The 23,254-nt window shown below is 72.2% G+C and carries 20 protein-coding genes and 4 tRNA genes; 14 read left to right on the top strand and 10 right to left on the bottom strand.

The genetic code is table 11. From position 1 onward, the window contains the following. The first annotated feature begins 76 nt into the window (after positions 1-76). The 6 genes from ACZ7KX_RS10065 to ACZ7KX_RS10040 all read left to right on the top strand — a co-directional run bounded on the left by ACZ7KX_RS10065 (position 77) and on the right by ACZ7KX_RS10040 (position 3,499). A complete protein-coding gene (locus ACZ7KX_RS10065; RefSeq protein WP_470326068.1) occupies positions 77-838 on the top strand; it encodes a DUF3566 domain-containing protein in 762 nt (253 codons plus the stop codon). Between the two features lie 260 nt (positions 839-1,098). Beyond that, positions 1,099-2,493 (top strand): class I SAM-dependent methyltransferase, encoded by a 1,395-nt coding sequence (locus ACZ7KX_RS10060; protein ID WP_470326067.1) that lies wholly within the window; start codon positions 1,099-1,101, stop codon positions 2,491-2,493. 16 nt (positions 2,494-2,509) lie between these two features. Next, positions 2,510-2,586, top strand: a tRNA-Ile gene (locus ACZ7KX_RS10055). An 85-nt stretch (positions 2,587-2,671) separates the two neighbouring features. Then, positions 2,672-2,745: transfer RNA gene (locus tag ACZ7KX_RS10050), tRNA-Ile, on the top strand. A 385-nt stretch (positions 2,746-3,130) separates the two neighbouring features. Continuing rightward, positions 3,131-3,259 carry a DLW-39 family protein gene (locus tag ACZ7KX_RS10045; RefSeq protein WP_014137031.1) on the top strand — a complete coding sequence of 43 codons (129 nt, stop codon included), beginning with the start codon at positions 3,131-3,133 and terminating at the stop codon, positions 3,257-3,259. 167 nt (positions 3,260-3,426) lie between these two features. Continuing rightward, a tRNA-Ala gene (locus ACZ7KX_RS10040) sits at positions 3,427-3,499 on the top strand. A 90-nt stretch (positions 3,500-3,589) separates the two neighbouring features. Here the strand turns inward: ACZ7KX_RS10040 and ACZ7KX_RS10035 are convergent. Continuing rightward, positions 3,590-4,303, bottom strand: a complete 714-nt coding sequence (locus tag ACZ7KX_RS10035) for a DUF5324 family protein (protein WP_470326066.1) — start codon at positions 4,301-4,303, stop codon at positions 3,590-3,592. Positions 4,304-4,518: 215 nt separating this feature from the next. Here ACZ7KX_RS10035 and ACZ7KX_RS10030 point away from each other — a divergent pair, with 215 nt between their 5' ends. Continuing rightward, positions 4,519-5,412: a rhomboid family intramembrane serine protease gene (locus tag ACZ7KX_RS10030; protein WP_470326065.1), complete on the top strand. Its 894-nt coding sequence runs from the start codon at positions 4,519-4,521 to the stop codon at positions 5,410-5,412. Positions 5,413-5,772: 360 nt separating this feature from the next. On the opposite strand, the gene crgA is transcribed toward ACZ7KX_RS10030, so the two are convergent. Then, a complete protein-coding gene (crgA, locus tag ACZ7KX_RS10025; RefSeq protein ID WP_189913287.1) occupies positions 5,773-6,021 on the bottom strand; it encodes a cell division protein CrgA in 249 nt (82 codons plus the stop codon). Between the two features lie 170 nt (positions 6,022-6,191). On the opposite strand from crgA, the gene ACZ7KX_RS10020 reads away from it, so the two are divergent. The 5 genes from ACZ7KX_RS10020 (at position 6,192) to ACZ7KX_RS10000 (ending at position 9,917) form a co-directional block, all read left to right on the top strand. Continuing rightward, complete coding sequence (locus tag ACZ7KX_RS10020) at positions 6,192-6,956, top strand: DUF881 domain-containing protein (protein ID WP_396549880.1); 765 nt, start codon at positions 6,192-6,194, stop codon at positions 6,954-6,956. 69 nt (positions 6,957-7,025) lie between these two features. Continuing rightward, positions 7,026-7,205 (top strand): hypothetical protein, encoded by a 180-nt coding sequence (locus ACZ7KX_RS10015; protein WP_350526482.1) that lies wholly within the window; start codon positions 7,026-7,028, stop codon positions 7,203-7,205. A gap of 54 nt (positions 7,206-7,259) precedes the next feature. Further along, a complete protein-coding gene (locus tag ACZ7KX_RS10010; RefSeq protein ID WP_470326064.1) occupies positions 7,260-7,922 on the top strand; it encodes an aminodeoxychorismate/anthranilate synthase component II in 663 nt (220 codons plus the stop codon). Further along, positions 7,919-9,031: a class E sortase gene (locus ACZ7KX_RS10005; protein WP_470326302.1), complete on the top strand. Its 1,113-nt coding sequence runs from the start codon at positions 7,919-7,921 to the stop codon at positions 9,029-9,031. The genes ACZ7KX_RS10010 and ACZ7KX_RS10005 overlap by 4 nt, the downstream gene beginning before the upstream one ends. A gap of 37 nt (positions 9,032-9,068) precedes the next feature. Continuing rightward, positions 9,069-9,917: a class E sortase gene (locus ACZ7KX_RS10000; RefSeq protein ID WP_470326063.1), complete on the top strand. Its 849-nt coding sequence runs from the start codon at positions 9,069-9,071 to the stop codon at positions 9,915-9,917. A gap of 169 nt (positions 9,918-10,086) precedes the next feature. On the opposite strand, the gene pknB is transcribed toward ACZ7KX_RS10000, so the two are convergent. The 6 genes from pknB to ACZ7KX_RS09970 all read right to left on the bottom strand — a co-directional run bounded on the left by pknB (position 10,087) and on the right by ACZ7KX_RS09970 (position 18,613). After that, on the bottom strand, positions 10,087-12,204 hold the full coding sequence (gene pknB / locus ACZ7KX_RS09995; protein WP_470326062.1) for a Stk1 family PASTA domain-containing Ser/Thr kinase: 2,118 nt from the start codon (positions 12,202-12,204) through the stop codon (positions 10,087-10,089). Positions 12,205-12,463: 259 nt separating this feature from the next. Beyond that, entirely contained in the window at positions 12,464-13,921 is a 1,458-nt protein-coding gene (locus ACZ7KX_RS09990) for a peptidoglycan D,D-transpeptidase FtsI family protein (RefSeq protein WP_470326061.1), read from the bottom strand. Beyond that, positions 13,918-15,294, bottom strand: coding sequence for an FtsW/RodA/SpoVE family cell cycle protein (locus ACZ7KX_RS09985; protein ID WP_350526487.1), 1,377 nt, complete (start codon positions 15,292-15,294; stop codon positions 13,918-13,920). The genes ACZ7KX_RS09990 and ACZ7KX_RS09985 overlap by 4 nt, the downstream gene beginning before the upstream one ends. 160 nt (positions 15,295-15,454) lie before the next feature. Further along, positions 15,455-17,080, bottom strand: coding sequence for a PP2C family protein-serine/threonine phosphatase (locus ACZ7KX_RS09980; RefSeq protein WP_396549892.1), 1,626 nt, complete (start codon positions 17,078-17,080; stop codon positions 15,455-15,457). A 53-nt stretch (positions 17,081-17,133) separates the two neighbouring features. Next, complete coding sequence (locus ACZ7KX_RS09975) at positions 17,134-17,700, bottom strand: FHA domain-containing protein FhaB/FipA (protein WP_470326060.1); 567 nt, start codon at positions 17,698-17,700, stop codon at positions 17,134-17,136. A gap of 46 nt (positions 17,701-17,746) precedes the next feature. Next, a complete protein-coding gene (locus ACZ7KX_RS09970; protein ID WP_396549896.1) occupies positions 17,747-18,613 on the bottom strand; it encodes an FhaA domain-containing protein in 867 nt (288 codons plus the stop codon). A 420-nt stretch (positions 18,614-19,033) separates the two neighbouring features. Here ACZ7KX_RS09970 and ACZ7KX_RS09965 point away from each other — a divergent pair. Next, positions 19,034-19,117 (top strand) — tRNA-Leu (locus ACZ7KX_RS09965). Positions 19,118-19,206: 89 nt separating this feature from the next. Here ACZ7KX_RS09965 and ACZ7KX_RS09960 read toward each other — a convergent pair. Next, complete coding sequence (locus ACZ7KX_RS09960) at positions 19,207-20,352, bottom strand: sensor histidine kinase (protein ID WP_470326059.1); 1,146 nt, start codon at positions 20,350-20,352, stop codon at positions 19,207-19,209. Further along, entirely contained in the window at positions 20,349-20,999 is a 651-nt protein-coding gene (locus ACZ7KX_RS09955; protein WP_470326301.1) for a response regulator, read from the bottom strand. The genes ACZ7KX_RS09960 and ACZ7KX_RS09955 overlap by 4 nt, the downstream gene beginning before the upstream one ends. A gap of 342 nt (positions 21,000-21,341) precedes the next feature. On the opposite strand from ACZ7KX_RS09955, the gene ACZ7KX_RS09950 reads away from it, so the two are divergent. Continuing rightward, a complete protein-coding gene (locus ACZ7KX_RS09950; protein ID WP_402806152.1) occupies positions 21,342-23,171 on the top strand; it encodes a phosphatidylglycerol lysyltransferase domain-containing protein in 1,830 nt (609 codons plus the stop codon). Positions 23,172-23,254: the final 83 nt, after the last annotated feature.

Genomic DNA, 23,254 nt, shown 5'->3' with positions numbered 1-23,254 from the left:
GCGTCCACACACAGAGGGCGTGGCGACACCGGACGCCGACCAGTTCCGGGCAATCCCGCCGGGCGCTGGATGACGAGTGACGAAGCAGGGCGGCGCCGCCGCCCTGGTGGAAGTGCGGGAGGACCAGGTGAGTGGAGCCACGGGTGCTGCGGGAGGGACCTCCGGCGGCCGTCCGGGCGCGCAGGGCGGGGGTTCGTACGGCGTGCCGCAGCCGCCGACCGAGCACTCGACCGCGTCCACCTCGCTGATGCCGCCGGTCGGCGGCCAGACGCCCCCGGCGCCGGGGACCCCGGCGCCCGGCTCGGGGGGTTTCTCCCAGCCGACCACCTACGCCAAGGGGCAGCCGACCCCGGCCCGGGGCACCCGGACCTCCGGCAACACCCCGGCCGGCGGCACCCCCGTCCCCGGGGCGGCGCGCCGTCCCGCCGCCGCGCCCGCGGCCGCGGCCGGCGGACCGGGCCTCGGCCGGACCCGCAAGGCCCGGCTGCGGGTGACCAAGGTCGACCCGTGGTCGGTGATGAAGGTCAGCTTCCTGCTGTCGCTGGCCGTCGGCATCATCATCATCGTGGCCTCGGCCGTGCTGTGGATGACGCTGGACTCGCTCGGCGTCTTCGACTCCCTGAGCAAGACCCTCAAGGACGTCACCGGCTCCGACAGCAGCGGCGGCGTGAACCTGATGGACTACGTCGGCTTCGGCAAGGTGATGACCTTCACCACGCTGATCGCCGTGGTCGACGTCGTCCTGCTGACCGCGCTGTCCACCCTCTCCGCGTTCATCTACAACGCGGCGGCCGGCTTCACCGGCGGCGTCGAGCTGACCCTGGCCGAGGAGGACTGACCCCGGCCGGGTCCTGACCCGCGCTCAGCTCCCCGTCCACGGACGGAATGCACGGGCCCCACCGACTGTTCAGGTCGGTGGGGCCCGTCGGCATTCGGGTGACAGCCGGCACCCCGCGGCGTGCCGTCCGGAAGCCGGTCGGCTGCCGTGGGATTAGCTGGGTGCCGCCCGTTCCGCGCCTGGGAGTGCCGCAGGCCGCCCCCCGGTCCGCCCGACCGGGCCAGGTGAGGTTCAGCAGGACGACTGGACGGAGGCGCGCGGTGGCAAAGCTCGCAGGTCAACTGGTCGAGGCCCTGGACGGGCTGCTGGGGGTTCCGGTACCGCTGCGGGTGCAGGCCTGGGACGGCAGCGTCGCCGGGCCGCCGGGAGCGCCCACCCTGGTCCTGCGCAACCGCCGGGCACTGCGCCGCCTGCTCTGGCAGCCGGGCGAGCTGGGACTGGCCCGCGCCTACGTCGCGGGAGACCTGGAGATCGCCCCCGGCAGCGACCTCTACGAGGTGCTCTCGGTGGTCGGCCGGTTCGCCGAACGGCCGGAGATCCGCACCCTCGACCTCGGGCCGCGCGACGTGCTCGGCGCCAAGGGCCGCCGGGTCCTCGCGGCCGCCCTGCGGGCCGGGGCGCTCGGCCCCGAGCCCGCACCGCCCCGGGAGGAGGTCCGGAAGGCCGCAGGGCGGCTGCACAGCCGCAGCCGGGACCGCGCGGCCATCAGCCACCACTACGACGTCGGGAACGACTTCTACGGCCTCGTGCTCGGCCCGTCGATGGTCTACTCGTGCGCCTACTGGACGCCGGAGGCGAAGAGCCTGGAGGCGGCCCAGGAGGCCAAGCTCGACCTGATCTGCCGCAAGCTCGGACTGCGGCCCGGCCTGCGGCTGCTGGACGTCGGCTGCGGCTGGGGGTCGCTGCTGCTGCACGCGGCCCGGCACTACGGCGTCACCGCGGTCGGCGTCTCCATCTCCGCGGAGCAGGTCGCGCTGGCCCGTGCGCGGGTCGAGGAGGCCGGCCTGGCCGACCGGGTCGAGGTCCGGCTCCAGGACTACCGGGAGACCGCCGACGGGCCGTTCGACGCGATCTCCAGCGTCGGGATGGCCGAGCACGTCGGCTCCGAGCAGTACCTGGTCTACGCCGAGGGGCTGTACCGGCTGCTGGCGCCCGGCGGCCGGCTGCTCAACCACCAGATCGCCCGCCGCCCGAACCACCCCGGTGAGCAGCACCACGCCAGTCCCTTCATCGACCGCTACGTCTTCCCCGACGGCGAGCTCTCCCCCGTCGGTTCCACCGTGGCCCGGCTGGAGGAGGCCGGCTTCGAGGTCCGCGACGTCGAGTCGCTGCGCGAGCACTACGGGCTGACCCTGCGCGAGTGGGTGGCCAACCTCGAAGCGCACTGGACGGAGGCGGTCCGGCTGGTCGGCCGCGGCCGCGCCCGGGTCTGGCGGCTGTACATGGCGGCCTCCGCGCTCGCCTTCGAGCAGAACCGGATCGGGATCAACCAGGTCCTCGCCGTGCGCAGCACCGAGGAGGGCACGGCGGGCCTCCCGTCGACCCGCGAGGAGTGGCTGCTGCGTCCCGCCGCCGACGCGTCGCAGCAGGCCGTCGGGGTCCCCGCCGCCGGTCCGGCCGAACCGGATTTGGGAGATCGGCCGTCGGTCCGCTAATCTTTCAGTGCGGCGAGGGCCTATAGCTCAGACGGTTAGAGCGCTTCCCTGATAAGGAAGAGGCCACAGGTTCAAGTCCTGTTAGGCCCACCACCGCGAAGGCCCCGGAGTGATCCACTCCGGGGCCTTCGACGTTTTCGCGGATCGGCCGGATTCGGGTACGCTCTCTGTTCGGCGAGGGCCTATAGCTCAGACGGTTAGAGCGCTTCCCTGATAAGGAAGAGGCCACAGGTTCAAGTCCTGTTAGGCCCACCTCCCCGAAGGCCCCGGAGTGATCCACTCCGGGGCCTTCGACGTTCCCGCCCGCGGGTCCCGGACCGTCCGCCCGCCAAGGTTGCCGTGCTGCTCCGCCCGGAGGGGCCCCGCCGGACCGGGCCTGACCCGGGATTCCGGGGCCGGCCGTGCGCGGACGGAGCACCCGGCAGGAGGTGCTGCGTCAATCCTCGGACCGGACCGCCGGGTTGGCCGCACCGGTGGCTGGTCACGATTGGGACACCGGTGTGTATCATCGGCCGCAAGGGCAGTCTGGCACCCGGCCGCCCGTTTGCGCTCGAAACACATCTGGACTCGTCGGCCCGGTCAGTCCGGCCGGATCCGGCTCTTGAGTCCACCAACGCAAGAAGGACGAGGTCCCGCGGTGAAGAAGCTTCTCCTGGTCGCCCTGGTCGCCCTCGGCGGCTTCTTTGTCTACCGTCAGGTCCAGGCGGACCGCGCCGAGCAGGACCTGTGGACCGAGGCCACCGACCCGGTCCCGGCCGGTCGCTGACTCCGGCGATCTGACGATCGACGATCTTCGGGGGCGCCCGTCGGCGCCTCCCGGGCCGGCCGGCCCGGTCGACCGACCGGACCGGCCGGTTCCCTTCGGGGGACGGCGCTGGGAAACGCGCCGGGACCCGGTACGCTAGTGCCCGTCGGCACGCGCGATGCCGTCGAGGGGCATTAGCTCAGTTGGTAGAGCGCTGCCTTTGCAAGGCAGATGTCAGGAGTTCGAGTCTCCTATGCTCCACGGTTCACAGCAGTAGCCGATCGGCCGCTGACCGGAATCCCGGTCAGCGGCCGATCGGCGTTCGCGGGCCCCTCCGCGCCTTCCGCACGGTCAGTCCGCCGCTGGGCCCGCGCCGCCGGCCGGCTCTCCGGGCTCGGCCGTCCCGCCCTCGGGGCCGGCCCCGTTCACCGGGGCGGAGGCGGCGTGCGCGCCGCCCTGCTGCGGCTCCTGCGCGGACGGGGGCTCGACCAGCCACTCCGGGTTGCTGTGCCGGCGCCACCACTGCCAGGCCACCAGGCCGGTGCCGATCGCCAGCAGGCCGGCCACGGTGAGGCCGGTGGTCCAGCCGCGGCACCGTTCCCTCCTGGCGTTGCGGGCGGCCAGTTCGCTGATCTCGGCCGAGCTGACGTGGCCCTGCAGGGCGGTCAGCGCGGCGGCGCCCCGGTACTGGGCCTCCTGGGCGACCGGGACGACCGCGGCGCGGGCGTCGCCGACCGCCTGGGCCACCCTGGGGCCGACCGTGGTGCGGGCCTGGTCCGCGGCGCGGGCGGCGGAGAGGCGGGCCGCCAGAGCGGCCTCCTGGGCCCGGTGGAGGGCCTTCAGGGCGTTCTGCTGGGCCTCCGGCGGCAGGCTGGCGAAGACCTGGCCGAACTGTGGGGCGAGGTGCTTGTCGTACTGGACACGGAGATTGTGGGCGGCCTGGGTGGTCATCGGCCCGAGGGCGTCCAAGGCGGGGCCGATGCGCTGCTTGGCGCCGTCCGCGAAGTGCGCGGCGGTGTCCCGGGTCCTGGTGGCCGTCTCACGGGCTGAGTCCGAAAAGCTCACGAGTCTCTCCTCCTGGGTGGCGTCCTTTATGCACCTGTCCACCTGAATGCTGATCATGCATGCCGATTTGTCCGACGGCACGTCGGAGTGGGCCGTACGCGGGGCGGCGGGTGGGCGCGCGCGGGGCGGCGGGATGCGGGGGAGCGGGCCGCTGGGCGGGGGTGCGGCAGTAGGCTGGCTGTTTCGGAGGTCGCGTACGGGAAGGGGACCCGCTGATGCTTCCGGACGAGCCGCGGTCGTCGGCCGATCCGTCCCCGGAGGGCGGACCGCCCGGCTGCTTCCGCCATCCCGGGACGGCCACCGGGGTCTCCTGCACCCGGTGCGAGCGGCCGATCTGCCCGGAGTGCATGGTGCCCGCCGCGGTGGGCTTCCAGTGCCCCGAGTGCGTCAGCCGGGGCCACGCCGGGAGCCGGCGGGCGACCACCCGCTTCGGCGGGGCGCTCGCGGCCGACGGCGGGCTGGTCACCCGGGTGCTGGTCGGCGTCAACGTGGTGGTCTGGTTGCTGGCGGCCTACGTCCTCACCCCGCAGCTGGGCCAGACCTGGTCGCTGTTCAGCGCGGGCCGGGACGTCCTCGGCGGCCCGGCCGGCATCGCGGACGGCCCGGACCAGTGGTACCGGCTGCTGACCGCCACCTTCCTGCACGTGGAGTGGTGGCACATCGGGCTGAACATGGTGGTGCTGCTCTGGCTCGGCCCGCCGCTGGAGGAGGCGCTCGGCCGGCTCCGCTTCCTGGCCCTCTACCTCGTCTCCGCCCTGGGCGGCAGCACCCTCGCCTTCCTGGTGGCCGGGAACCTGATGAACTCGGTGGGGGCCTCCGGGGCGATCTTCGGGCTGATCGGCGCCACGATCGTGCTCCAGCTGCACAACAGGGGCCCGCTGGCCCCGGTGGTGGCCTTCCTGGTCTTCAACCTGGTCGTCACCTTCTCGCGCCCGGGCGTCGACTGGCGGGCGCACCTGGGCGGCCTGGTGCTCGGCGCGCTGACCGCGGCCGGTCTGATGTACGCCCCGCGCGAGCACCGCGGCCCGGTCCAGGCGCTGGTGGTGGCGGGGGCCCTGGCCGTGGAGGCGGCGATGCTGCTGATCGGGATGTCCCTCTACGGCGCCTGAGGGCCGGTCGTCACGGCGCCCTGGTGTCCGGGGCTTTGTCCACAGCGGGTGCGGGGTTGTGCACAGGCTGTGCGGCGCCCGGGCTGTGGACTGTTGTTCTACGCGTGTCCTGCTGTGCGGTTCTCCCGCTTCCGGGGAGTTGTGCACAGCTGTGGACGGTCCCGGCCGGGAAAGTTATCCACAGGGTGGGGAGACTTTTCCCCAGTGTGGATAACCATGTGGATAAGCATGACAGTCGGATGATGGGTATGACCGACCGGGTTCCCGCCGGTGTCCGGGCACGCCTGACCGCCGCCCCGGGACGAGCGATCCGGAGCGGCGGGGAGCGGCCCGGTTCCGGGCCTCAGGACGAGCGGGTCGTCACTTCCACTGGGTGGAGACGCCGAACCCCGCGGCGATGAAGCCGAAGCCCACCAGGATGTTCCAGTTCCGCCAGCTCTCGACCGGGTAGGTGCCGCTGGTCACGTAGTAGGTGACGATCCACACCAGGCCGATCAGGAACAGTGCCAGCATCAGCGGCGCGACCCAGCCGCGGCCCGAGCTGATCTTCACCACGGCCGTCGTCGGCGGGGTGTAGTCGGACTTCTTGCGGAGTCGAGACTTCGGCACGAGGGGTTCTCCTGTCGATGCGCTGTGAGACCGCGCAGAGGTGCAGCGGGTGGGTCGGGTGACGGCGGTCGGCCGTGAGAACGCTCTGAGGACCGCTCCGCACATGCCACCGACGTCCGTTAGCGTAGTGGCTCGGCGGGTCTTGAGGAGATAAGGGTACGGTGACTAATTTGTCGATTCCCCCTGAGCCGGTCCGTACCCGCCGCTCCGGCACCCGAATTGTCGGACGTGCCCTGACCTGCGCCGTCTTCGCGCTCGCCGGATTGCTCTTCTACATCAGCGCGCAGACCGCCCGCGGCACCGACCTGCGGACCGACAACTCGCTGCTGAGCCTCGGCGACGTGATCCGCCAGCGCAGCGCGCAGAACCAGCAGGCGCAGTCCCAGCTCGCGGACCTCCAGGCCCGCGCCCAGGACCTCACCGAGCAGCAGGGCCACAGCCCCGCCGACGCGGCCCGGCTGGACGGCCTGCGGCTCGGCGCCGCCCTGGAGCCGCTGCAGGGCGGCGGCCTGACCGTCACCCTCAACGACGCCCCGCCGAACGCCACCGCGCGCATCCCCGGCGTCCCCGAGCCCGGCGTCAACGACCTGGTCATCCACCAGCAGGACATCCAGGCCGTGGTCAACGCGCTGTGGCGGGGCGGCGCGGAGGGCGTGCAGGTGATGGACCAGCGGCTGATCTCCACCAGCGCCGTCCGCTGCGTCGGGAACACCCTGCTGCTCCAGGGGCGGGTCTACTCCCCGCCGTACGTGGTCAAGGCGGTGGGGAAGACCGACGCGCTGCGCTCGGCCGTCGACGCGGACCCGACGATCCGCAACTACCTGCAGTACGTCCAGGCGTACGGGCTGGGCTGGAAGGTCCAGGAGAGCGGGGACCTCACCCTGCCGGGGTACTCCGGCACCACCGAGCTGCGGTCGGCGGGCGGGCAGCAGTAGCCGGACCGGCCTCGCGGCCGTGGGAGGCGGGTCTACTCTTGACCCAGTCTGCTACGACGAGGGAGCACCATGTACGGCTTCATCTGGCGTCACCTCCCGGGGAACACCCTGGTGAAGGCCGTCATTTCGGTGCTCCTCATCCTGGGGATCGTCTACCTGCTCTTCACCTACGTCTTCCCGTGGGCGGAACCGTTGCTCCCCTTCGGTGACGTCACAGTGGACGGCGGCGACGGCGCCGCGGCCGGCTGAGCCGCCGGCCCGGCACTTCCATCCAGCACCGCATCCCACGGAGACCACGCGCGCATGACCACCCAGTCGAACCCGCCCCGCATCCTGGTGGTGGACAACTACGACAGCTTCGTCTTCAACCTGGTGCAGTACCTGTACCAGTTGGGCGCCACCTGCGAGGTGGTGCGCAACGACGAGGTGAGCGTCGAGCACGCCGTCCGCCGCTCGGGCGAGGAGGGCTTCGACGGGGTGCTGCTCTCCCCCGGGCCCGGCGCGCCGGAGGAGGCCGGGGTCTGCATCGAGATGGTGCACCACTGCGCGCAGATCGGGCTGCCGGTGTTCGGGGTCTGCCTGGGCCTTCAGTCGCTCGCGGTCGCGTACGGCGCGGTGGTCGGCCGGGCGCCGGAGCTGCTGCACGGCAAGACCTCGCCGGTCGAGCACGAGGACGGCGGGGTGTTCGAGGGCCTGCCCTCGCCGCTGACCGCGACCCGCTACCACTCGCTCGCGGTCGAACCGTCCACCGTGCCGGAGGAGTTGGTGGTCACCGCGCGGACCGAGAGCGGTGTGATCATGGGGCTGAGGCACCGTGAACTGCCGGTCGAGGGCGTGCAGTTCCACCCCGAGTCGGTGCTCACCGAGGGCGGGCACCGGATGCTCGCCAACTGGCTCGCGGAGTGCGGCTTCCCGCAGGCGGTGGACCGGTCGGCCGGGCTCGCCCCGGTGATCGGCCGGGGCTGAGCGGCGTGACCACGCTGCGTCCGGAGGGGCGATACCAGCCGGAGGCCGACCCGTACGGCGGTGGGCGGCAGTTCGACGGCGCCCAGGCGTACGCGAGCCCGCAGTACGACGGGGCCGGCGCCGCCCCGCACCACCAGGGGTCCCCGGGTCAGACCGTGGCCGAGGACGCCTGGGGCGTGTACGAGCAGGCCGAGGAGCCCCTCGCGGGCGGGCCCGAGTACCCCTGGCTGCCCGACCAGACCCTCCAGCTGCGGCTGCCCGCCGGGCTCGGGGCGTCGGCCGCCGAGCCGGCCCCGCCGACCGGCGGCCGGGCCGAGCGCCGCCGGGCCGCCCAGGGCCGTACGGCGATCCGGTCGGGCAACGGACGGCGACGGGCGCGGGGCCGGTCCGCGGGACGGGTGCGCCCCAAGGAGTCCGCGCTCGTCGTGACCGCCCGGGCCGTCGGCGAGCTGTGCATAACGCTCGGCCTGGTGATGCTGCTCTTCGTCGCCTACCAGCTCTGGTGGACCAACGTGCAGGCCGACGCGGCCGCTTCCGGCGCCCGCGACCAGCTGGAGCAGCAGTTCGACGCCGCCCAGGCGCCCGCCCAGCCGGGGCAGCCGGCTCCGGACCCGAACAAGCCCGAGGTGTTCGAGCCGGGCAAGGGCTTCGCCATCGTCTACCTGCCCAAGCTGGGGCTGAAGTTCCCGATCGCCGAGGGCACCTCCAAGACCGCGGTGCTCGACAAGGGCCTGGTCGGCCACTACCCCGGCACCGCGATGCCGGGCGACAAGGCGGGCAACTTCGCGCTGGCCGCCCACCGCAACACCCACGGCGAGCCGTTCCGGTACATCAACCAGCTCGCCAAGGGCGACAAGATCGTGGTGGAGACCGCCGCCGGCTACTACACCTACGAGGTCACCGGGGGCATCCCGGAGACGTCCCCGAGCAACGTGAGCGTGATCAAGCCGGTGCCGAACGGCTCCGGCTACGCCGGCCCCGGCCGCTACATCACGTTGACCACCTGCACCCCCGAGTTCACCTCCAAGTTCCGTCTCATCGTCTTTGGGAAGATGATCGAGGAACGGCCGCGCAGCCAAGGCAAGCCGGCCGCGATCACGGGCGGGTAGCCGCCCGGCCGCCCGGCCCGGAGGGGGACCATCGCACATGCAGGACGACGAGGCCGCGCAGGCGGCCCGACCGGGGCAGGACGCCTTCCCCCCGCCCGCGCGGCCGACCGGGCGGGGGAGGGGCCGGGCGCTGGCCGCGCTCGGGGTGTTCGGCGAGCTGCTGATCACCCTGGGCCTGGTGCTCGGCCTGTTCGTGGCCTACTCGCTGTGGTGGACCAACGTGCAGGCCGACCAGGCGGCGTCGGAGGCCTCCGACCGGCTGCGCAGCTCCTGGGCCGCGGGCCCGAGCGCCGGCGCCCCGGCCGCCCCGGGAGGCGCCCCCGCCCCGGCTCCCGCCCCCGGTGCCGGTGCCGCTGCCGGCGCCTCCGCCCCGCCCGGCTCGAAGCCGTTCGCGGCCGGTGAGGACGTCGGCTTCCTGCACGTCCCGGCGATGGGCCGGGACTTCCAGGTGCTGATCCGGATGGGCACCTCCACCGAGGTCCTGGACGAGGGCGTGGCGGGCGTCTACGAGCAGCCCTACAAGGCCGCGATGCCCTGGGACCAGGCCGGCAACTTCGCGCTGGCCGCCCACCGGGACGGCCACGGCGCCAAGTTCCACGACCTGGACGCCGTCCACAAGGGCGACGCGGTCGTCGTCGAGACCAAGGACAAGTGGTACGTCTACAAGGTCGACAACACCCTGCCGGAGACCTCCAAGTTCGACACCGGCATCGTGGCGCCCGTGCCGGCGAGTTCCAGGTACGCCGGCCCCGGCCGCTACATCACCCTGACCACCTGCACGCCGGTCTACACCTCGCGGTACCGGATGGCGGTCTGGGGGAGCCTGGTGCGGGTGGACGACGTGGACGCCAAGCGCACCCCGCCGCCGGAGCTGCGGCACTCCTGAGGCCGCCTGACGGGCCGTCCGGACCTCTCCCGTGCCGGGGAGCCGCGCGGCAGGAGCGGGAACGCCCGAGGGCCCGCCGCGTGTGTCGCGGCGGGCCCTCGGGCGTCGCTGTCCGGTCCTACCGGGCTCCGGCTCCCCGGCTCAGCCGAACCAGGGGAAGATCGGAGGCCTAGTGGTCTCCTTTGGCGGGCGGGGTGGTGGGGTCGCCCCCTTTGGTCGGATCGGCAGCCTTCGTGAACAGCTGGACCTGGGTGTTCGGGTCCAGCATGGTGCCGGCGCCCGGGTTGCTCATCTGGACGATCGCGTTCGGGTCCGACGGACCGTTGACCACGGTGTAGCCGAGGTTGACCTTCGCGAGCTGGGCGATGGCGTCCGACAGCTTCTGGTTCTGCAGCGGCGGGACCTGGGACTTCTCCGGGGCCTTGAAGATCGTCAGCGCGATCTTGCTGTTGGCCGGCACCTTGGTGTTGGGCTGGAGCGACTGCGAGGCGACGGTGTTGACCTTGGTCGGGTCGTTGGTCGGCGTGGTCTTCGAGGCGTCGACCTGGAAGCCCGCGGTCTGCAGCTGGTTCGTCGCGTCGTCCTTCTGGGAGCCGACCACGCTCGGGACGTTGATCTTGCTCTTGCCCTGCGAGACCGTCAGCTTGACCGGGGCGGTCGGGTCCGCGGTCTGGCCGGCCGCCGGGTCCTGGGCGGTGACGGTGTCCTGCGCGGCGGTGTCGTCGTCCTTGTACTCGGGGGTGCCGACGTTGGTGAACCCGGCCGCGGCCAGGGCCTGCAGCGCCTGGTCCTTGGTCTTGCCGACCAGGGGCGGCACGGTCGCCTTCGCCGGGCCGGAGGACACCTGCACCGTGATGGTCGAGGTCTCCGCGACCTGGGCGCCCGTCGCCGGGTTCTGGGTGCAGACCTGGTCCTTCTTGACGTTGGCGTCCGGGCAGGCGATCTTCTCGCCCTCCGTCACCACCAGCTTGGCGCCGGCCGCGGCGGCGGCGGTCTTGGCGTCGGCCAGGCTCTTGCCGACCAGGTTCGGCACCGCGACCTTCGGGGCGTCCTTGCCGCCCTTGTCGCTGAACATCGCCTGGGCCACGAAGAAGGTGCCGACCAGGACCAGCACGGCGGCCACCGCCAGCACGATCCAGGAGGTGTTGCTCTTCTTCGGCTGGTCCTCGCCGCGCCGGCCGCCGCGTCCCCGGCCGTCGTCGTAGCCGTCGTTGCCGCCCGCACCGGCGTAGGTCTGGCCGTAGCCGTCGTCCGGGTAGCCGCCCTGCTGCCCGTAACCGGGCTGCCCGGAGGCCTGCGGCAGGACGGTGGTCGGGCCTCCGCCGGGCTGCTGCGGCAGCATGTTGGTCTGGCCGTACGGGTCGTGCTGCTGCGGGTAGCCGTTCTGGTCGTAGCCGTAGCCGGCCGCGCCCATGCCGTAGGCGGCCTGCTGGGCGGCGGCCACCGGCAGGCCGTCGAGGAAGCGCTCGATGTCGTCGCGCATCTCGTCGGCGCTCTGGTAGCGGTAGTCCCGCTCCTTGGCGAGCGCCTTCAGCACGATCGCGTCGATCTCGGGGCGCACCTCGGGGTCGAAGACCGACGGCGGCTGCGGCTCCTCCCGGACGTGCTGGTAGGCCACCGCGACCGGCGAGTCGCCGACGAACGGCGGGCGGACGGTCAGCAGCTCGTAGAGCAGGCAGCCGGTCGAGTAGAGGTCGGAGCGGGCGTCGACCTGCTCGCCCTTGGCCTGCTCGGGGGAGAGGTACTGGGCGGTGCCGATGACGGCCGAGGTCTGCGTCATGGTCATCCCGGCGTCACCCATCGCACGGGCGATGCCGAAGTCCATCACCTTGACGTTGCCCTGCCGGGTCAGCATCACGTTGGCGGGCTTGATGTCGCGGTGCACGATGCCGGCCCGGTGCGAGTACTCCAGGGCCTGGAGGATGCCGATGGTCATCTCCAGCGCGCGCTCCGGCAGCAGCCGGCGGCCGGAGTGCAGCAGCTCGCGCAGCGTCGACCCCTCGACGTACTCCATCACGATGTACGGGATGGAGATGCCGTCGATGTAGTCCTCGCCGGTGTCGTACACGGCGACGATCGCGGGGTGGTTCAGGGACGCCGCCGACTGCGCCTCACGGCGGAAGCGGGCCTGGAACGACGGATCCCGGGCCATGTCGGCCCGGAGCGTCTTCACGGCGACGGAACGGCCGAGCCGGGTGTCATGGGCGAGGTAGACCTCGGCCATGCCGCCGCGTCCGAGGACGCCGCCCAGCTCGTACCTGCCGCCTAGGCGACGAGGCTCTTCCATAGTTCCGACCCTCTCCCTCACCCGCCGGTGAGGTTGTGACGTAGGTGTCCCCGCACGCTCTGGGTGACGCCGCGCGGTCCGCGACCGGTTCTCCGGCCGGGCCGTGCGGTGCCTCGCGGGCGGCAACGGGCACACCCGCTGCTGGCGGATACGCTACCGGTCGCACCCCATCGGACCGGAGTCAGCCGTCGGCCGATATCAGACCGGTATCCGCATGGGGGTGTCGATCGTGACATTCCCCTCACTCCGGACCGGCCCCCTACTTGCCGAGTGCGGCCTGCATCACCGCCTTGGCGATCGGGGCCGCGAGACGGCCGCCGCTGATGCCGTCGCGGTTCTGCGAGCCGTCCTCGACGACCACCGCGACCGCGACCGACCGGCCGTCCGAGGCCTTGGCCCAGGAGGTGAACCAGGCGAAGGGCAGTCCGGCGTTGTCCTCGCCGTGCTGCGCGGTGCCGGTCTTGCCGCCCACCTGGATCCCGGGGATCTTGGCGTTGGTGCCGGTGCCGTTCTCGACCACCGAGACCATCAGGTCCTGCATCTTCGCCGCGGTGGTCGGGCTCATCGCCTGGGAGAACTGCTTCTCGGTGTGCTTGGAGATGGTGGTCAGCGAGGCCGAGCGCTCCTGGTCGACCAGGTACGGCTGCATCAGGCTGCCGTTGTTGGCGATCGCGGCGGAGACCATGGCCATCTGCAGCGGGGTGGCGCGGGTGTCGTGCTGGCCGATCGAGTCCTGCGCCGTGCCGTCCAGGCTGGGGCTGTCCGGGAAGATGCTCTTCTCGGAGCGGACCGGGGTGTCGACGGTGCTGTTGAAGCCGAACTTCTCGGCCTGCGCCCGCATCTTCTCCTTGCCGAGGTCCGCGCCCATCTTGGCGAACACCGTGTTGCAGGACTGGTCCATCCCGGACTTCACGGTGGCGTTCTCGCAGCGCTCGTTCGGGCTCTCGTTCTTCAGCTGCGTGCTGGTGTTGGGCAGGGTGTACGGCTCCGGGGTCGACGTGGCGTCGTCGACGTTCTGGTAGAGGCCGTTCTCGAACGCCGCGGTCGCGGTGACCAGCTTGAAGGTCGAGCCGGGCGGATAGGTCTCCTTCAGCGCCCGGTTGAGCATCGGCTTGTTCGGGTCCGCGTTGAGGTCGGTCCAGGCCTTGGAATCGGCCGAGTCGCTGCCGGAGAAGACGCCCGGGTCGTAGGACGGGGTGGAGACGAGCGCCAGGATCGCGCCGGTCTTCGGGTCGATCGCGACCGCCGCGCCCTTCTTGTTGCCCAGGCCGTCGAAGGCGGCCTTCTGGACCTTGGCGTCGATGGTGGTGACGACGTCGCCGCCGCGCTTCTGCTCGCCGGTCAGCATGTCCAGGGTGTTGCGGAAGAACAGCCGGTCGTCGGTGCCGGAGAGGATGCCGTCCTCCAGGTTCTCCAGCTGGCTGGAGCCGAAGACCTGGGAGGAGTAGCCGGTCACCGGGGCGTACATCGGGCCGTCGACCCAGGAGCGCTTGTACTTGTAGCGCAGGCCGTTGACGAAGTCGGACTTCGTGACCGGCTGGCCGCTGACGATGATGTTGCCGCGCGGGTGGGCGTAGCGGTCGTACAGCTGGCGCTTGTTGTTCTTGTTGTTCGCCCAGGAGTCGGCCTGGACGCCCTGCACCCAGTTGGTGCGCACCATCAGGGCCAGGATCAGCACGAGGCAGAAGATCGAGACCCGGCGGATCGGCTTGTTCATCGGGCGGGTCCTCCCTGGCCCTCGGTGGCCGGGGCCGGTTCGGCCCCGGGGCGGCGGGCGCTGTCGCTGATCTTCAGCAGGATCGCCACGAGTGCCCAGTTGGCGACGACGGACGAACCGCCCTGGGCGAGGAACGGCATGGTCATACCGGTCAGCGGGATCAGCCCGGTCACACCGCCGGCCACGACGAACACCTGGATCGCCATCGCCGAGGCCAGGCCGACGGCGAACAGCTTGCCGAAGGGGTCGCGGGCGGCTATCGCGGTGCGCAGGCCGCGCTGGACCAGCAGTGCGTACAGCAGGAAGATCGCCATCAGGCCGGTGAGCCCGAGCTCCTCGCCGAAGGAGCCCAGGATGAAGTCGCTCTTGGCGGCGAAGGCGATCAGCCAGGAGCGGCCCTGGCCGAGGCCGGAGCCGGTGACCCCGCCGGAGCCGAGGGCCATCAGCGACTGGCCGATCTGCTCGGTGGCGCCCTTCGGCGGGTGCGGCGCGAAGGCGGCCATCGGGTCGAGCCAGGCGTTGATGCGGACCTTCACGTGGTCGGCGGTCGAGGCGACCGCGACCGCGCCGCCGATCGACATCAGCAGGCCGAACAGGATCCAGCTGGTCCGTTCGGTGGCGACGTAGAGCATCACCACGAACAGGCCGAAGAACAGGAAGGACGTGCCCAGGTCGTTCTCGAAGATCAGGATCAGCAGGCTGAGCAGCCAGATCACGACGATCGGGCCGAGGTCGCGGCCGCGCGGCAGGTACAGGCCCATGAACCGGCGGCTGGCCAGGGCCAGGGCGTCCCGCTTGACCATCAGGTAACCGGCGAAGAAGACGGTCAGGATGATCTTGGCGAACTCGCCGGGCTGGATGGAGAAGCTGCCCATCCGGATCCAGATCTTGGCGCCGAAGTCCTCCTCCCGGGACGGGAAGAAGGCCGGCGCGGCGAGCAGGACCAGGGCCACCACCATCGAGATGTAGGTGTAGCGCTGGAGCACCCGGTGGTCCTTGAGGAGGACCATCACCGCGATGAATCCGGCGATCCCGAGGCCCGACCACATCAGCTGGTTCTCGGCCGCGGGGTAGTTGCCCCTGAGCAGCTTGCCCGCCTTGTCCAGCCGCCAGATCATCACCACCCCGAGCCCGTTCAGCAGGGTGGCGATCGGCAGCATCAGCGGGTCCGCGTACGGCGCGAAGCGGCGCACCAGCAGGTGCGCGACCAGCGCCAGGGCGCCCATGCCGAGGCCGTAGCCGAGCATGCCCGCGGGCAGCTTGGAGTCCATCGCGAGGCCGACGTTGGCGTACGCGAGGACCGGCACCAGCACCGCGAAGAGCAGCAGGGCCAGCTCGGTGTTGCGCCGGTTCGGGGCCTCCTGCGGGGAGATGGTGGTGTTGGCCCGTCGGCGCGGGACGGCCCGTTCGGCCGTTGCCCTGCGCCGGCCGGACCGGCCGGTGTCTTCGCTCAGGTCGTAGCTGCTCACGTGGTGACCGCTCCCTGACGGCCGGCAAGCCCGCGCGGGGCGGTCCTATGTCGGATCACGGACGTCACTGCTTCGGGCAGGCGTTGGCCCGGCTGAGTTCGTCTTCGGTCAACTGGTTCGGGTCGCCCTGGGCGCCGGCCGCCGGTGTGGTGGCGTTCGGTGTCGGGGCGGTCGTGCTCGGTGCGGTCGGTGCCGGTGCGGTCGGGGTGGGCGTGGTCGACGGGGCGGCGCTCGGGGCCGCCGCGGCGGGGCCGCGGTTCTTCTCGGTCGGGGTGGGCGTGGTCGTCAGGAACGCGGCCTGGGTGGCCTGCGTCGCCGGGGCCGCCGCCTTGGCGGCCTTCTGGCAGAGCTGGACCCAGCCGTCGAGCTCCTGGACGGTCGACTGGGCGTCCTTCAGGCTGCTCACCGAGATCGTCTTGTTCAGGTGGGCGCGCTGGTCCTGCGGCAGCCACTTGAGCTGGATGCCGCTGTACGAGTCGCGCACCGAGGACAGGCTCAGGCCGGCCAGGTTCTGGTTGATGCCCTGGTAGACCGCGACGTGGTCGCCGTCCTCGCCGACGTAGTACTGGTCCTGCGTCCACTGGTAGCCGAAGTAGCCGGCGCCGCCGAGCAGGCCGAGCGTGACCAGGACGGCCACCGAGATCGTCAGGCCCTTGCGCTTGCGCTTGCGGGGCGGCTCCTCGTCGAAGTCCTCGGTGCCGTACACCGAGGGCTCGGCGGAGCCGTAGCCGTAACCGCCCTCGTAGCCCTCGGCGGGGCCGAAGCCGCCCGTGGCGGGGTCGTAGCCGGCCTCGTAGCCCTCGGCGGGGCCGAAGGCGCCCTGCGGGCCGCGGCCGAGGCCCGCCGCGCGGCCGGCCGGGGTGTCCGCGATCGAGCGGTCGGCGGCGGCCGAGGACGGCGGGGCGTCGGCGACCGCGCCGACCACCACCGGGACGTCGTTGAACTGGCCGCTCATGGTGTCCGTGGCGCCGACGTCGATGACGTCCGCCACGATGCAGGTGATGTTGTCCGGACCGCCGCCGCGCAGCGCGAGCTGGATCAGCTCCTGCACGGTCTGCTCGGGCGAGTAGTAGCTGCCGAGGGTGTCCTGGAGGGTCTGGTGGCTGACCGGGCCGGAGAGGCCGTCGGAGCAGATCAGGTAGCGGTCGCCGGCCCGGACCTCGCGGATCGACAGGTCGGGCTCGACCTGGCCGCGGCCGTCCAGCGCCCGCATCAGCAGCGAGCGCTGCGGGTGGGTCTCGGCCTCCTCGGGCGTGATCCGGCCCTCGTCGACCAGGCGCTGCACCCAGGTGTGGTCCTGGGTGATCTGCACCAGCGAACCGTCGCGCAGCAGGTAGGCGCGGGAGTCGCCGACGTGCACCAGACCCATCCGCTGGCCCGTCCAGAGCATGGCGGTCAGCGTGCAGCCCATGCCTTCGAGCTGCGGGTCCTCCTCGACCATCTGCCGGAGCCGGTCGTTGGCGCCCTGGACGGCGTCGCCCAGCAGGGTCAGCAGGTCGGCGCCCGGCACGTCCTCGTCCAGCCGGACGATCGAGCCGAGCACCTCGGAGGAAGCGACCTCGCCGGCCGCGGCGCCGCCCATGCCGTCGGCCACGGCCAGCAGCCGCGGCCCGGCGTAGCCGGAGTCCTCGTTCCCCTCCCGGATCAGTCCCTTGTGGGAGCCGGCGGCGAAGCGCAGCACCAGGGTCATGCGACCTGTGCCCCCCTCTGGGTCATGGACGGGATGCTGTCCCTCATGCGCTACTACTTCCGCAGTTCGATGACGGTCCTGCCGATACGGATCGGCATGCCCGGCTGGAGCGGGGTGGGCGCGGTCAGGCGCTGCCGGTCCAGATAGGTGCCGTTGGTGGAGCCTAGATCCTCGACCGTCCACTGCCCAGTCTGATCCGGATAGATCCTGGCATGCCGGGAGGACGCGTAGTCGTCGTCCAGCACGATGGTGGAGTCGTGCGCGCGGCCGAGCGTGATGGTCTGGCCCTGCAGCGCGACGGTGGTGCCGGCCAGCGAGCCCTGGACCACGACCAGCTGGGTCGGGGCGCCGCGGCGGCGTCCGCCGCCGGGCTGGGTCTGGGCCGCCGCAGCGGGCGCCGCGGTGGCCGTGGCGGCCGCTCCGGCCGGGGGAGGCGTGGGACGACCCGCGGCCTGGGTGGCCGCGGCGCCCGCCGTGGCGGACGCACCGCGACGGGAGGAGCGCGGGTTCACCTTGGTGCCGAAGAGGTCGCTGCGGATCACCTGGATCGCGACGATGACGAACAGCCACAGCACGGCCAGGAAGCCCAGCCGCATGACCGTGAGGGTCAGTTCTGACATGACCGTCCCGCCAGTCGGTGAGCGAGGCGAGCGAACAATTCGGACACTACCCTTCGACCTGCCGGTAGACGATGGTGGTGGAGCCCACGACGATTCGGGATCCGTCGCGGAGCGTAGCGCGCTGGGTGTGCTGTCCGTCCACCACGATGCCGTTGGTGGACCCCAGGTCGAGCACCATCGAAGGGCTGCCGGGCCGGATCTCGGCGTGCTTGCGGGAGACCCCGGGGTCGTCGATCCGCACGTCGGCCTCGGTCGAGCGGCCGAGCACGCAGGCGGAGCCGGTGATCTGGTGGCGGGAGCCGTTCACCTCGATCCAGCGGCGGACCGAGGCACCGCCGTGGCCGGCGCCGGGGAGGTTGCGGACGTTGCCGCCGGCGGGCGCGGGGGGGCCCGGGGGCATCGCGGGGGGCGCCGCCGGCGGCGGGGGCGCGCCGTACTGCCCGGCGCCGGGCTGCTGCCACGGAGCGCCGGGGGCCGGCGCGGCCGGCGGGCGCTCGTAGCCGGGCTGCTGCGGCTGCGGGGCGTACTGCTGGGGCTCCTCGGCGGCGAGGGTGCGGCTGCGCACCCGGTACAGGCCGGTGTCGAGGTCGTCGGCCTTCTCCAGGTTCACCTGGAGCGGGCCCATGAAGGTGTACCGCTGGGCCTCCGCGTACTCGCGGACCATGCCGGCCAGCTCGGTGCCGAGCTGCCCGGAGTAGGGGCTGAGGCGCTCGTGGTCGTGCGGGCTGAGCTCGACGATGAAGTCGTTCGGCACGACGGTGCGGTCGCGGTTCCAGATGCTCGCGTTGTTGTCGCACTCGCGCTGCAGCGCTCCGGCGATCTCCACGGGCTGGACCTCGGACTTGAACACCTTCGCGAAGGTGCCGTTGACGAGACCCTCAAGTCGCTGCTCGAACTTCTTCAGCACTCCCATGGGGCACCCCCTTCCAGGGTTCGTTCGCCTGCCTGCCGGCCGGATCCCGTCGGGGAACCGGTCGTGCCTACTTGCGGTACTTCCGTACTGATCGTATCCACGCCGGGCCCTTCCGTACGGTTCCCGGACCGTGTGGTGCCCGGGGGTGGGCTCGGACACACAGGGTGACGCATTCCGGGTACGGCACGCCAGGTGTGCCGGTCGGAGCCGCCGCCCGTCCCTCGGGCACGCGTTCGTCGGGCACCCGTTCGGATGCGGTCGGTCTCGCCGGAGAACCGATTCGGAGCAGCCCTCCAGGTCGTGCTAATGTTTTCCACGTCGGAAGGGCCGCCCCGAAAGGGAGGCCGGAACGAAGAAGCGCGAAGTCCTCATGGTACCGAGCGGTTCGGAAGATCGGTCGGCAACGAGGACAACACCCATGCGCGGGTGGCGGAATAGGCAGACGCGCTGGATTCAGGTTCCAGTGCCCGAAAGGGCGTGGGGGTTCAACTCCCCCCTCGCGCACAGCGAAGCCCCGCAGATCTACGGATCTGCGGGGCTTTCTCGTTTCCCCGGCTTCGCCGGATCGTTCCGGCCCGGCCGGGCGCTTCGGTTCAGGAGCGGGTGGCGGGCAGCTCGGCGCGGACCTCGAAGCCGCCGTCCTGGGTGGGGCCGGCGGTGAGGGTGCCGCCCAGCAGCTGGGCGCGCTCGCGCAGGCCGACCAGTCCGTGGCCGCCGCCGGGGAGGGTCTCGGCCGGGTGCACCGGCGGGGCGTCGTTGCGGACCTCGACCCGCAGCCGACGGCCCTTCGCCCGGACCTTCACGTGCACCGCCGCCTCCGGGGCGTACTTGGTGATGTTGGTGAGCGCCTCCTGCACGGTGCGGTAGGCGGCCCGCTGCACCGCCTCGGGCCAGGGGCGGTCGCCGGGGTTGAGTTCGGCGTCGGCGGCCAGGCCGCTCTCCTCGATCAGCCGGGGCAGGTCGGCCAGCCGGGGCTGCGGGGCCAGCGGGGCGTCCGGCACGCCGCTGGTGCCGCGCAGCACCCCGACCATCTGGCGCAGCTCGTCCAGGGTCCGGACGGACAGCTCGCGGATGGTGCGGGCGGTGGTCACGGCGGCCGGGTCGGTGGTGCTGACCTGGAGCGCGCCGGCCTGGATGCTGATCAGGCTGACCTGGTGCGAGACCACGTCGTGCATCTCCCGGGCGAGCCGGCCGCGTTCGCTGATCAGCACCCGCTCGGCCAGCAGCCGGCTCTCCCGCTCCTGGCCGCGGGTCAGCTCGTCCAGCCGGGCGGCCAGCTCGCGGCGGGTGCGGGCGAGGAGCCCGGTGGCGGCCGGGCCGGCGGCCAGCATCACGGCCTGGATGGCGTCGAGGGCGGTGGCCCGGCTCAGGTCGAAGACGTCGGCGGGCAACGGCCAGTGGAAGAACTCGACCAGGGCGAAGAGGACGCCGCAGGCGACCACGATCCGCGGGCGGGGGCGCTCGGCGGCCACCGTGTAGACGGCGGTGATCGGGGCCAGCCAGATCTCCTCCACCCAACTGCCGGGCATGGTGAGCAGCAGCACCGTGACCGGGAAGCGGCGGCGCCAGAACAGTGCGAGGGCGGCCACGGTGGAGAGGGTCAGCTGCCACCAGGTGGTGTCGCGGGCCACCAGGGCCGCGTCCAGCAGGGAGTACAGGACGGGCAGCAGCAGCATCAGCCAGGGCGCGGTGCACCAGGCCGGGAGCCGTCGGGACGGCAGCGGGTCGGCGGTCGTCATGCCCCGTCGCCGGGCTTGGGCCGGACCAGGCCGGCCCGGTGGGCGAGGACGGCGGCCTGCACCCGGTTCGCGGCGCCGAGCTTGCCGAGGATCGCGCTGATGTGGTCCTTGACGGTGCCGGTGCCGAGGAAGAGGCGGTCGGCGATCTCGGCGTTGGACAGGCCCTCGCCGAGCAGCGCGAGGACGTCGAGCTCCCGGCTGGTGAGGGTGCGGGCGAGCGCGGTCGCCTCGGCGTCCGGGCCGCCGCCGTCCACGTAGCCGCCGATCACGGTGCGGGTGACGGTCGGGGAGAGGATGTTGCCGCCGGCCGCGAGCACCCGGACCGCGTGCACCAGCTGCTCGGGGGCGGTGTCCTTGAGGAGGAAGCCGGCGGCGCCGCCCCGCAGCGCGGTGCCGATGAACTCGTCGGTGTCGAAGGTGGTGAGCATCGCCACGGCGGGCGGGTCGGGCAGGGCGCGCAGGCGGCGCAGCACGGAGATGCCGTCGAGGTCGGGCATCCGGATGTCGAGCAGCACCACGTGCGGGCGCAGCCGCTGGACGTGCTCCTCGGCCTGGCCCCCGGAGCAGTCGCCGACCACCTCAAGGTCGGGGGCGGAGCCGACGATCAGGCCGAGGCCGGAACGGACCAGGATCTCGTCGTCGACGATCAGCACGCGGGTGGTGGTGATGGTGCCTCCTCGGTTCGGGCGGCCGGGTGGGGGCGGTCCGCGTGGGTCGTTTCCGAGGGTAGGGGTAGCGGGGGCGGGGCGCCGAACGTGTGGGGGATGGCGACCCCCGCCGTTCGGCGGGGGTGGGAATCCGCTACCCGGTTCACGTAATTCTCAGGCTTCGTGGGGAACCATGGAGTTGGCTGACCCTTTCCGGCCCGCTCCCCCACCTGGGCGGACGGTCGGACGGGTGTCGCCGGTCAGTCCGTCGGGCCCGTGCGGGCGCCCGGCGCCGGGCCGTACGCGGATGCGCCCCACCATCTGATCGTTTGGAATTGAGCTGTGTCGTCCACTGTGAAGTCGGAGCCGTCCGCCACCTCCCCCGGGCCCCGGCCCGTCGGTGTGCTCGACCGCTGGCGCCCGAGGGCCGCCGTCGCCTCCGTCTGGTACCTGCGCCTGATCGCGCTGCTGAACGTGGCGACGGTGCTGCTGGTGCCCTTCCGCAACCAGGTCAGCGAGCACAACGAGGGTGAGTACTTCACCCCGTACCTGATGACCTCGGGCCTGGCCAGCGCGGTGCTGTCGGTGTTCCTCGCCATCGCGATGCGGCGGCGGAAGCGGGCCGCGTGGATCTTCAACGCGGCGCTCGGCGGGCTCTTCGCGCTGCTCTACCTGGCGCTCATGGCACTTCCGGACGAGCGTTTCCACGCGCATCCGCTCAACTACTTCTCCACGATCCTGACCTGCCTGTTCGTGCTGGCCCTGCTGGTCGGGCGCAAGGAGTTCACGTCCAAGGGGGACAGCTCCAACCCGAAGACCGCGGCGGCCACCTTCGTCGGCGGGCTGCTGTTCGGCGGCCTGGCCGGTTCGCTGTTGGTCTGGGCGACCAACGAGCTGTCCGGCGCGGGTTTCTGGGACCTCTTCCGGTACTCGGTCGGCCGGATGATCACCATCACGCCGTCCGAGCACCTGCGCTCGGTGATCGCCGCGCCGACCTGGGTGAACGCCGCGATCAACGCGATGGGCGGGGTGCTCTTCCTGCTGGTGCTGTACGTGGCCTTCCGCAGCCCGCGGGGCACCGAGCTGCTGACCGCGGAGGACGAGGCGAAGCTGCGCGGGCTGCTGGAGAAGCAGGGCGAGCGGGACTCGCTCGGCTACTTCGCGCTGCGCCGGGACAAGGCGGTGATCTTCTCCCCCAGCGGCAAGGCGGCGGTCACCTACCGGGTGGTCGGCGGCGTCTCGCTCGCCTCGGGCGACCCGATCGGCGACCCGGAGGCCTGGCCCGGTGCGATCGACGCCTGGCTGGCCGAGGCCCGCGAGCACGCCTGGGCGCCGGCCGTGATGGGCGCCTCCGAGGAGGCCGGGGTGATCTACGCCCGGCACGGGCTGGACGCGCTGGAGCTGGGTGACGAGGCGATCGTCGAGCTGGACGAGTTCTCGCTGGACGGCCGCGCGATGCGGGTGGTCCGGCAGGCGTACAACCGGGTCAAGCGGGCCGGGTACACGGTGCGGATCCGCCGCCACGAGGACATCGCGGAGGCGGAGATGGCCGCGCTGGTGGCCAAGGCCGACGAGTGGCGCGACGGGGCGACCGAGCGCGGCTTCTCGATGGCGCTCGGCCGGCTCGGCGACCCGGGCGACGGCCGCTGCGTGATGCTGGAGTGCAGCGACGGCGAGGGCGAGCTCAAGGCGCTGCTGAGCTTCGTCCCGTGGGGACCGGACGGGCTCTCGCTGGACCTGATGCGTCGGGCCCGGGACACCGAGAACGGCCTGATGGAGTTCATGGTGATCGAGCTGCTGCAGCGCGCCGACGAGGTCGGGCTGAAGCGGGTGTCGTTGAACTTCGCGATGTTCCGCTCGGTTTTCGAGCGCGGTTCGCGGCTGGGGGCCGGACCGGTGCTGCGGCTGTGGCGTTCCGTCCTGGGTTTCTTCTCGCGCTGGTGGCAGATCGAGTCGCTGTACCGGGCGAATGCCAAGTACCGGCCGATCTGGGAGCCGCGCTACCTGCTGTTCGAGAAGAGCAGCGAGATTCCGCGGATCGGCATCGCGAGCGCGCGCGCCGAGGGCTTCATCGTCGCGCCGAGCCTGCCCGCCCTGTTCCGACGCCGGCACGCCGGAACCGCCGTGGTGGCGCCCCGGGAGCCGGTGGCGGCCCGGGACGGGAAGGGGTAGCCCTCCGTCGGGGGGCGGAGGGGGCCGGTCGGTCGAATGGGGGTCCGGAGGGGGGACGAGTCTCCCCCCTGAGGATGACCCTT

This window comes from Kitasatospora sp. NPDC038210 (assembly GCF_055600605.1).
Note: the sequence above shows the minus strand (reverse complement) of the source record. Positions and strands in the feature narration are given on the sequence as shown.

What these genes read in the sequence shown, in the direction of transcription:
- ACZ7KX_RS10010 (WP_470326064.1), top strand. Translation starts at nt 7,260, where the DNA reads ATGACCACCCAGTCGAACCCGCCCCGCATCCTGGTGGTGGACAACTAC.
- ACZ7KX_RS10030 (WP_470326065.1), top strand. Translation starts at nt 4,519, where the DNA reads ATGCTTCCGGACGAGCCGCGGTCGTCGGCCGATCCGTCCCCGGAGGGC.
- ACZ7KX_RS09980 (WP_396549892.1), bottom strand. Translation starts at nt 17,080, where the DNA reads ATGACCCTGGTGCTGCGCTTCGCCGCCGGCTCCCACAAGGGACTGATC.
- ACZ7KX_RS10015 (WP_350526482.1), top strand. Translation starts at nt 7,026, where the DNA reads ATGTACGGCTTCATCTGGCGTCACCTCCCGGGGAACACCCTGGTGAAG.
- pknB (WP_470326062.1), bottom strand. Translation starts at nt 12,204, where the DNA reads ATGGAAGAGCCTCGTCGCCTAGGCGGCAGGTACGAGCTGGGCGGCGTC.
- ACZ7KX_RS10000 (WP_470326063.1), top strand. Translation starts at nt 9,069, where the DNA reads ATGCAGGACGACGAGGCCGCGCAGGCGGCCCGACCGGGGCAGGACGCC.
- ACZ7KX_RS09990 (WP_470326061.1), bottom strand. Translation starts at nt 13,921, where the DNA reads ATGAACAAGCCGATCCGCCGGGTCTCGATCTTCTGCCTCGTGCTGATC.
- ACZ7KX_RS09960 (WP_470326059.1), bottom strand. Translation starts at nt 20,352, where the DNA reads ATGACGACCGCCGACCCGCTGCCGTCCCGACGGCTCCCGGCCTGGTGC.
- ACZ7KX_RS09975 (WP_470326060.1), bottom strand. Translation starts at nt 17,700, where the DNA reads ATGTCAGAACTGACCCTCACGGTCATGCGGCTGGGCTTCCTGGCCGTG.
- ACZ7KX_RS09970 (WP_396549896.1), bottom strand. Translation starts at nt 18,613, where the DNA reads ATGGGAGTGCTGAAGAAGTTCGAGCAGCGACTTGAGGGTCTCGTCAAC.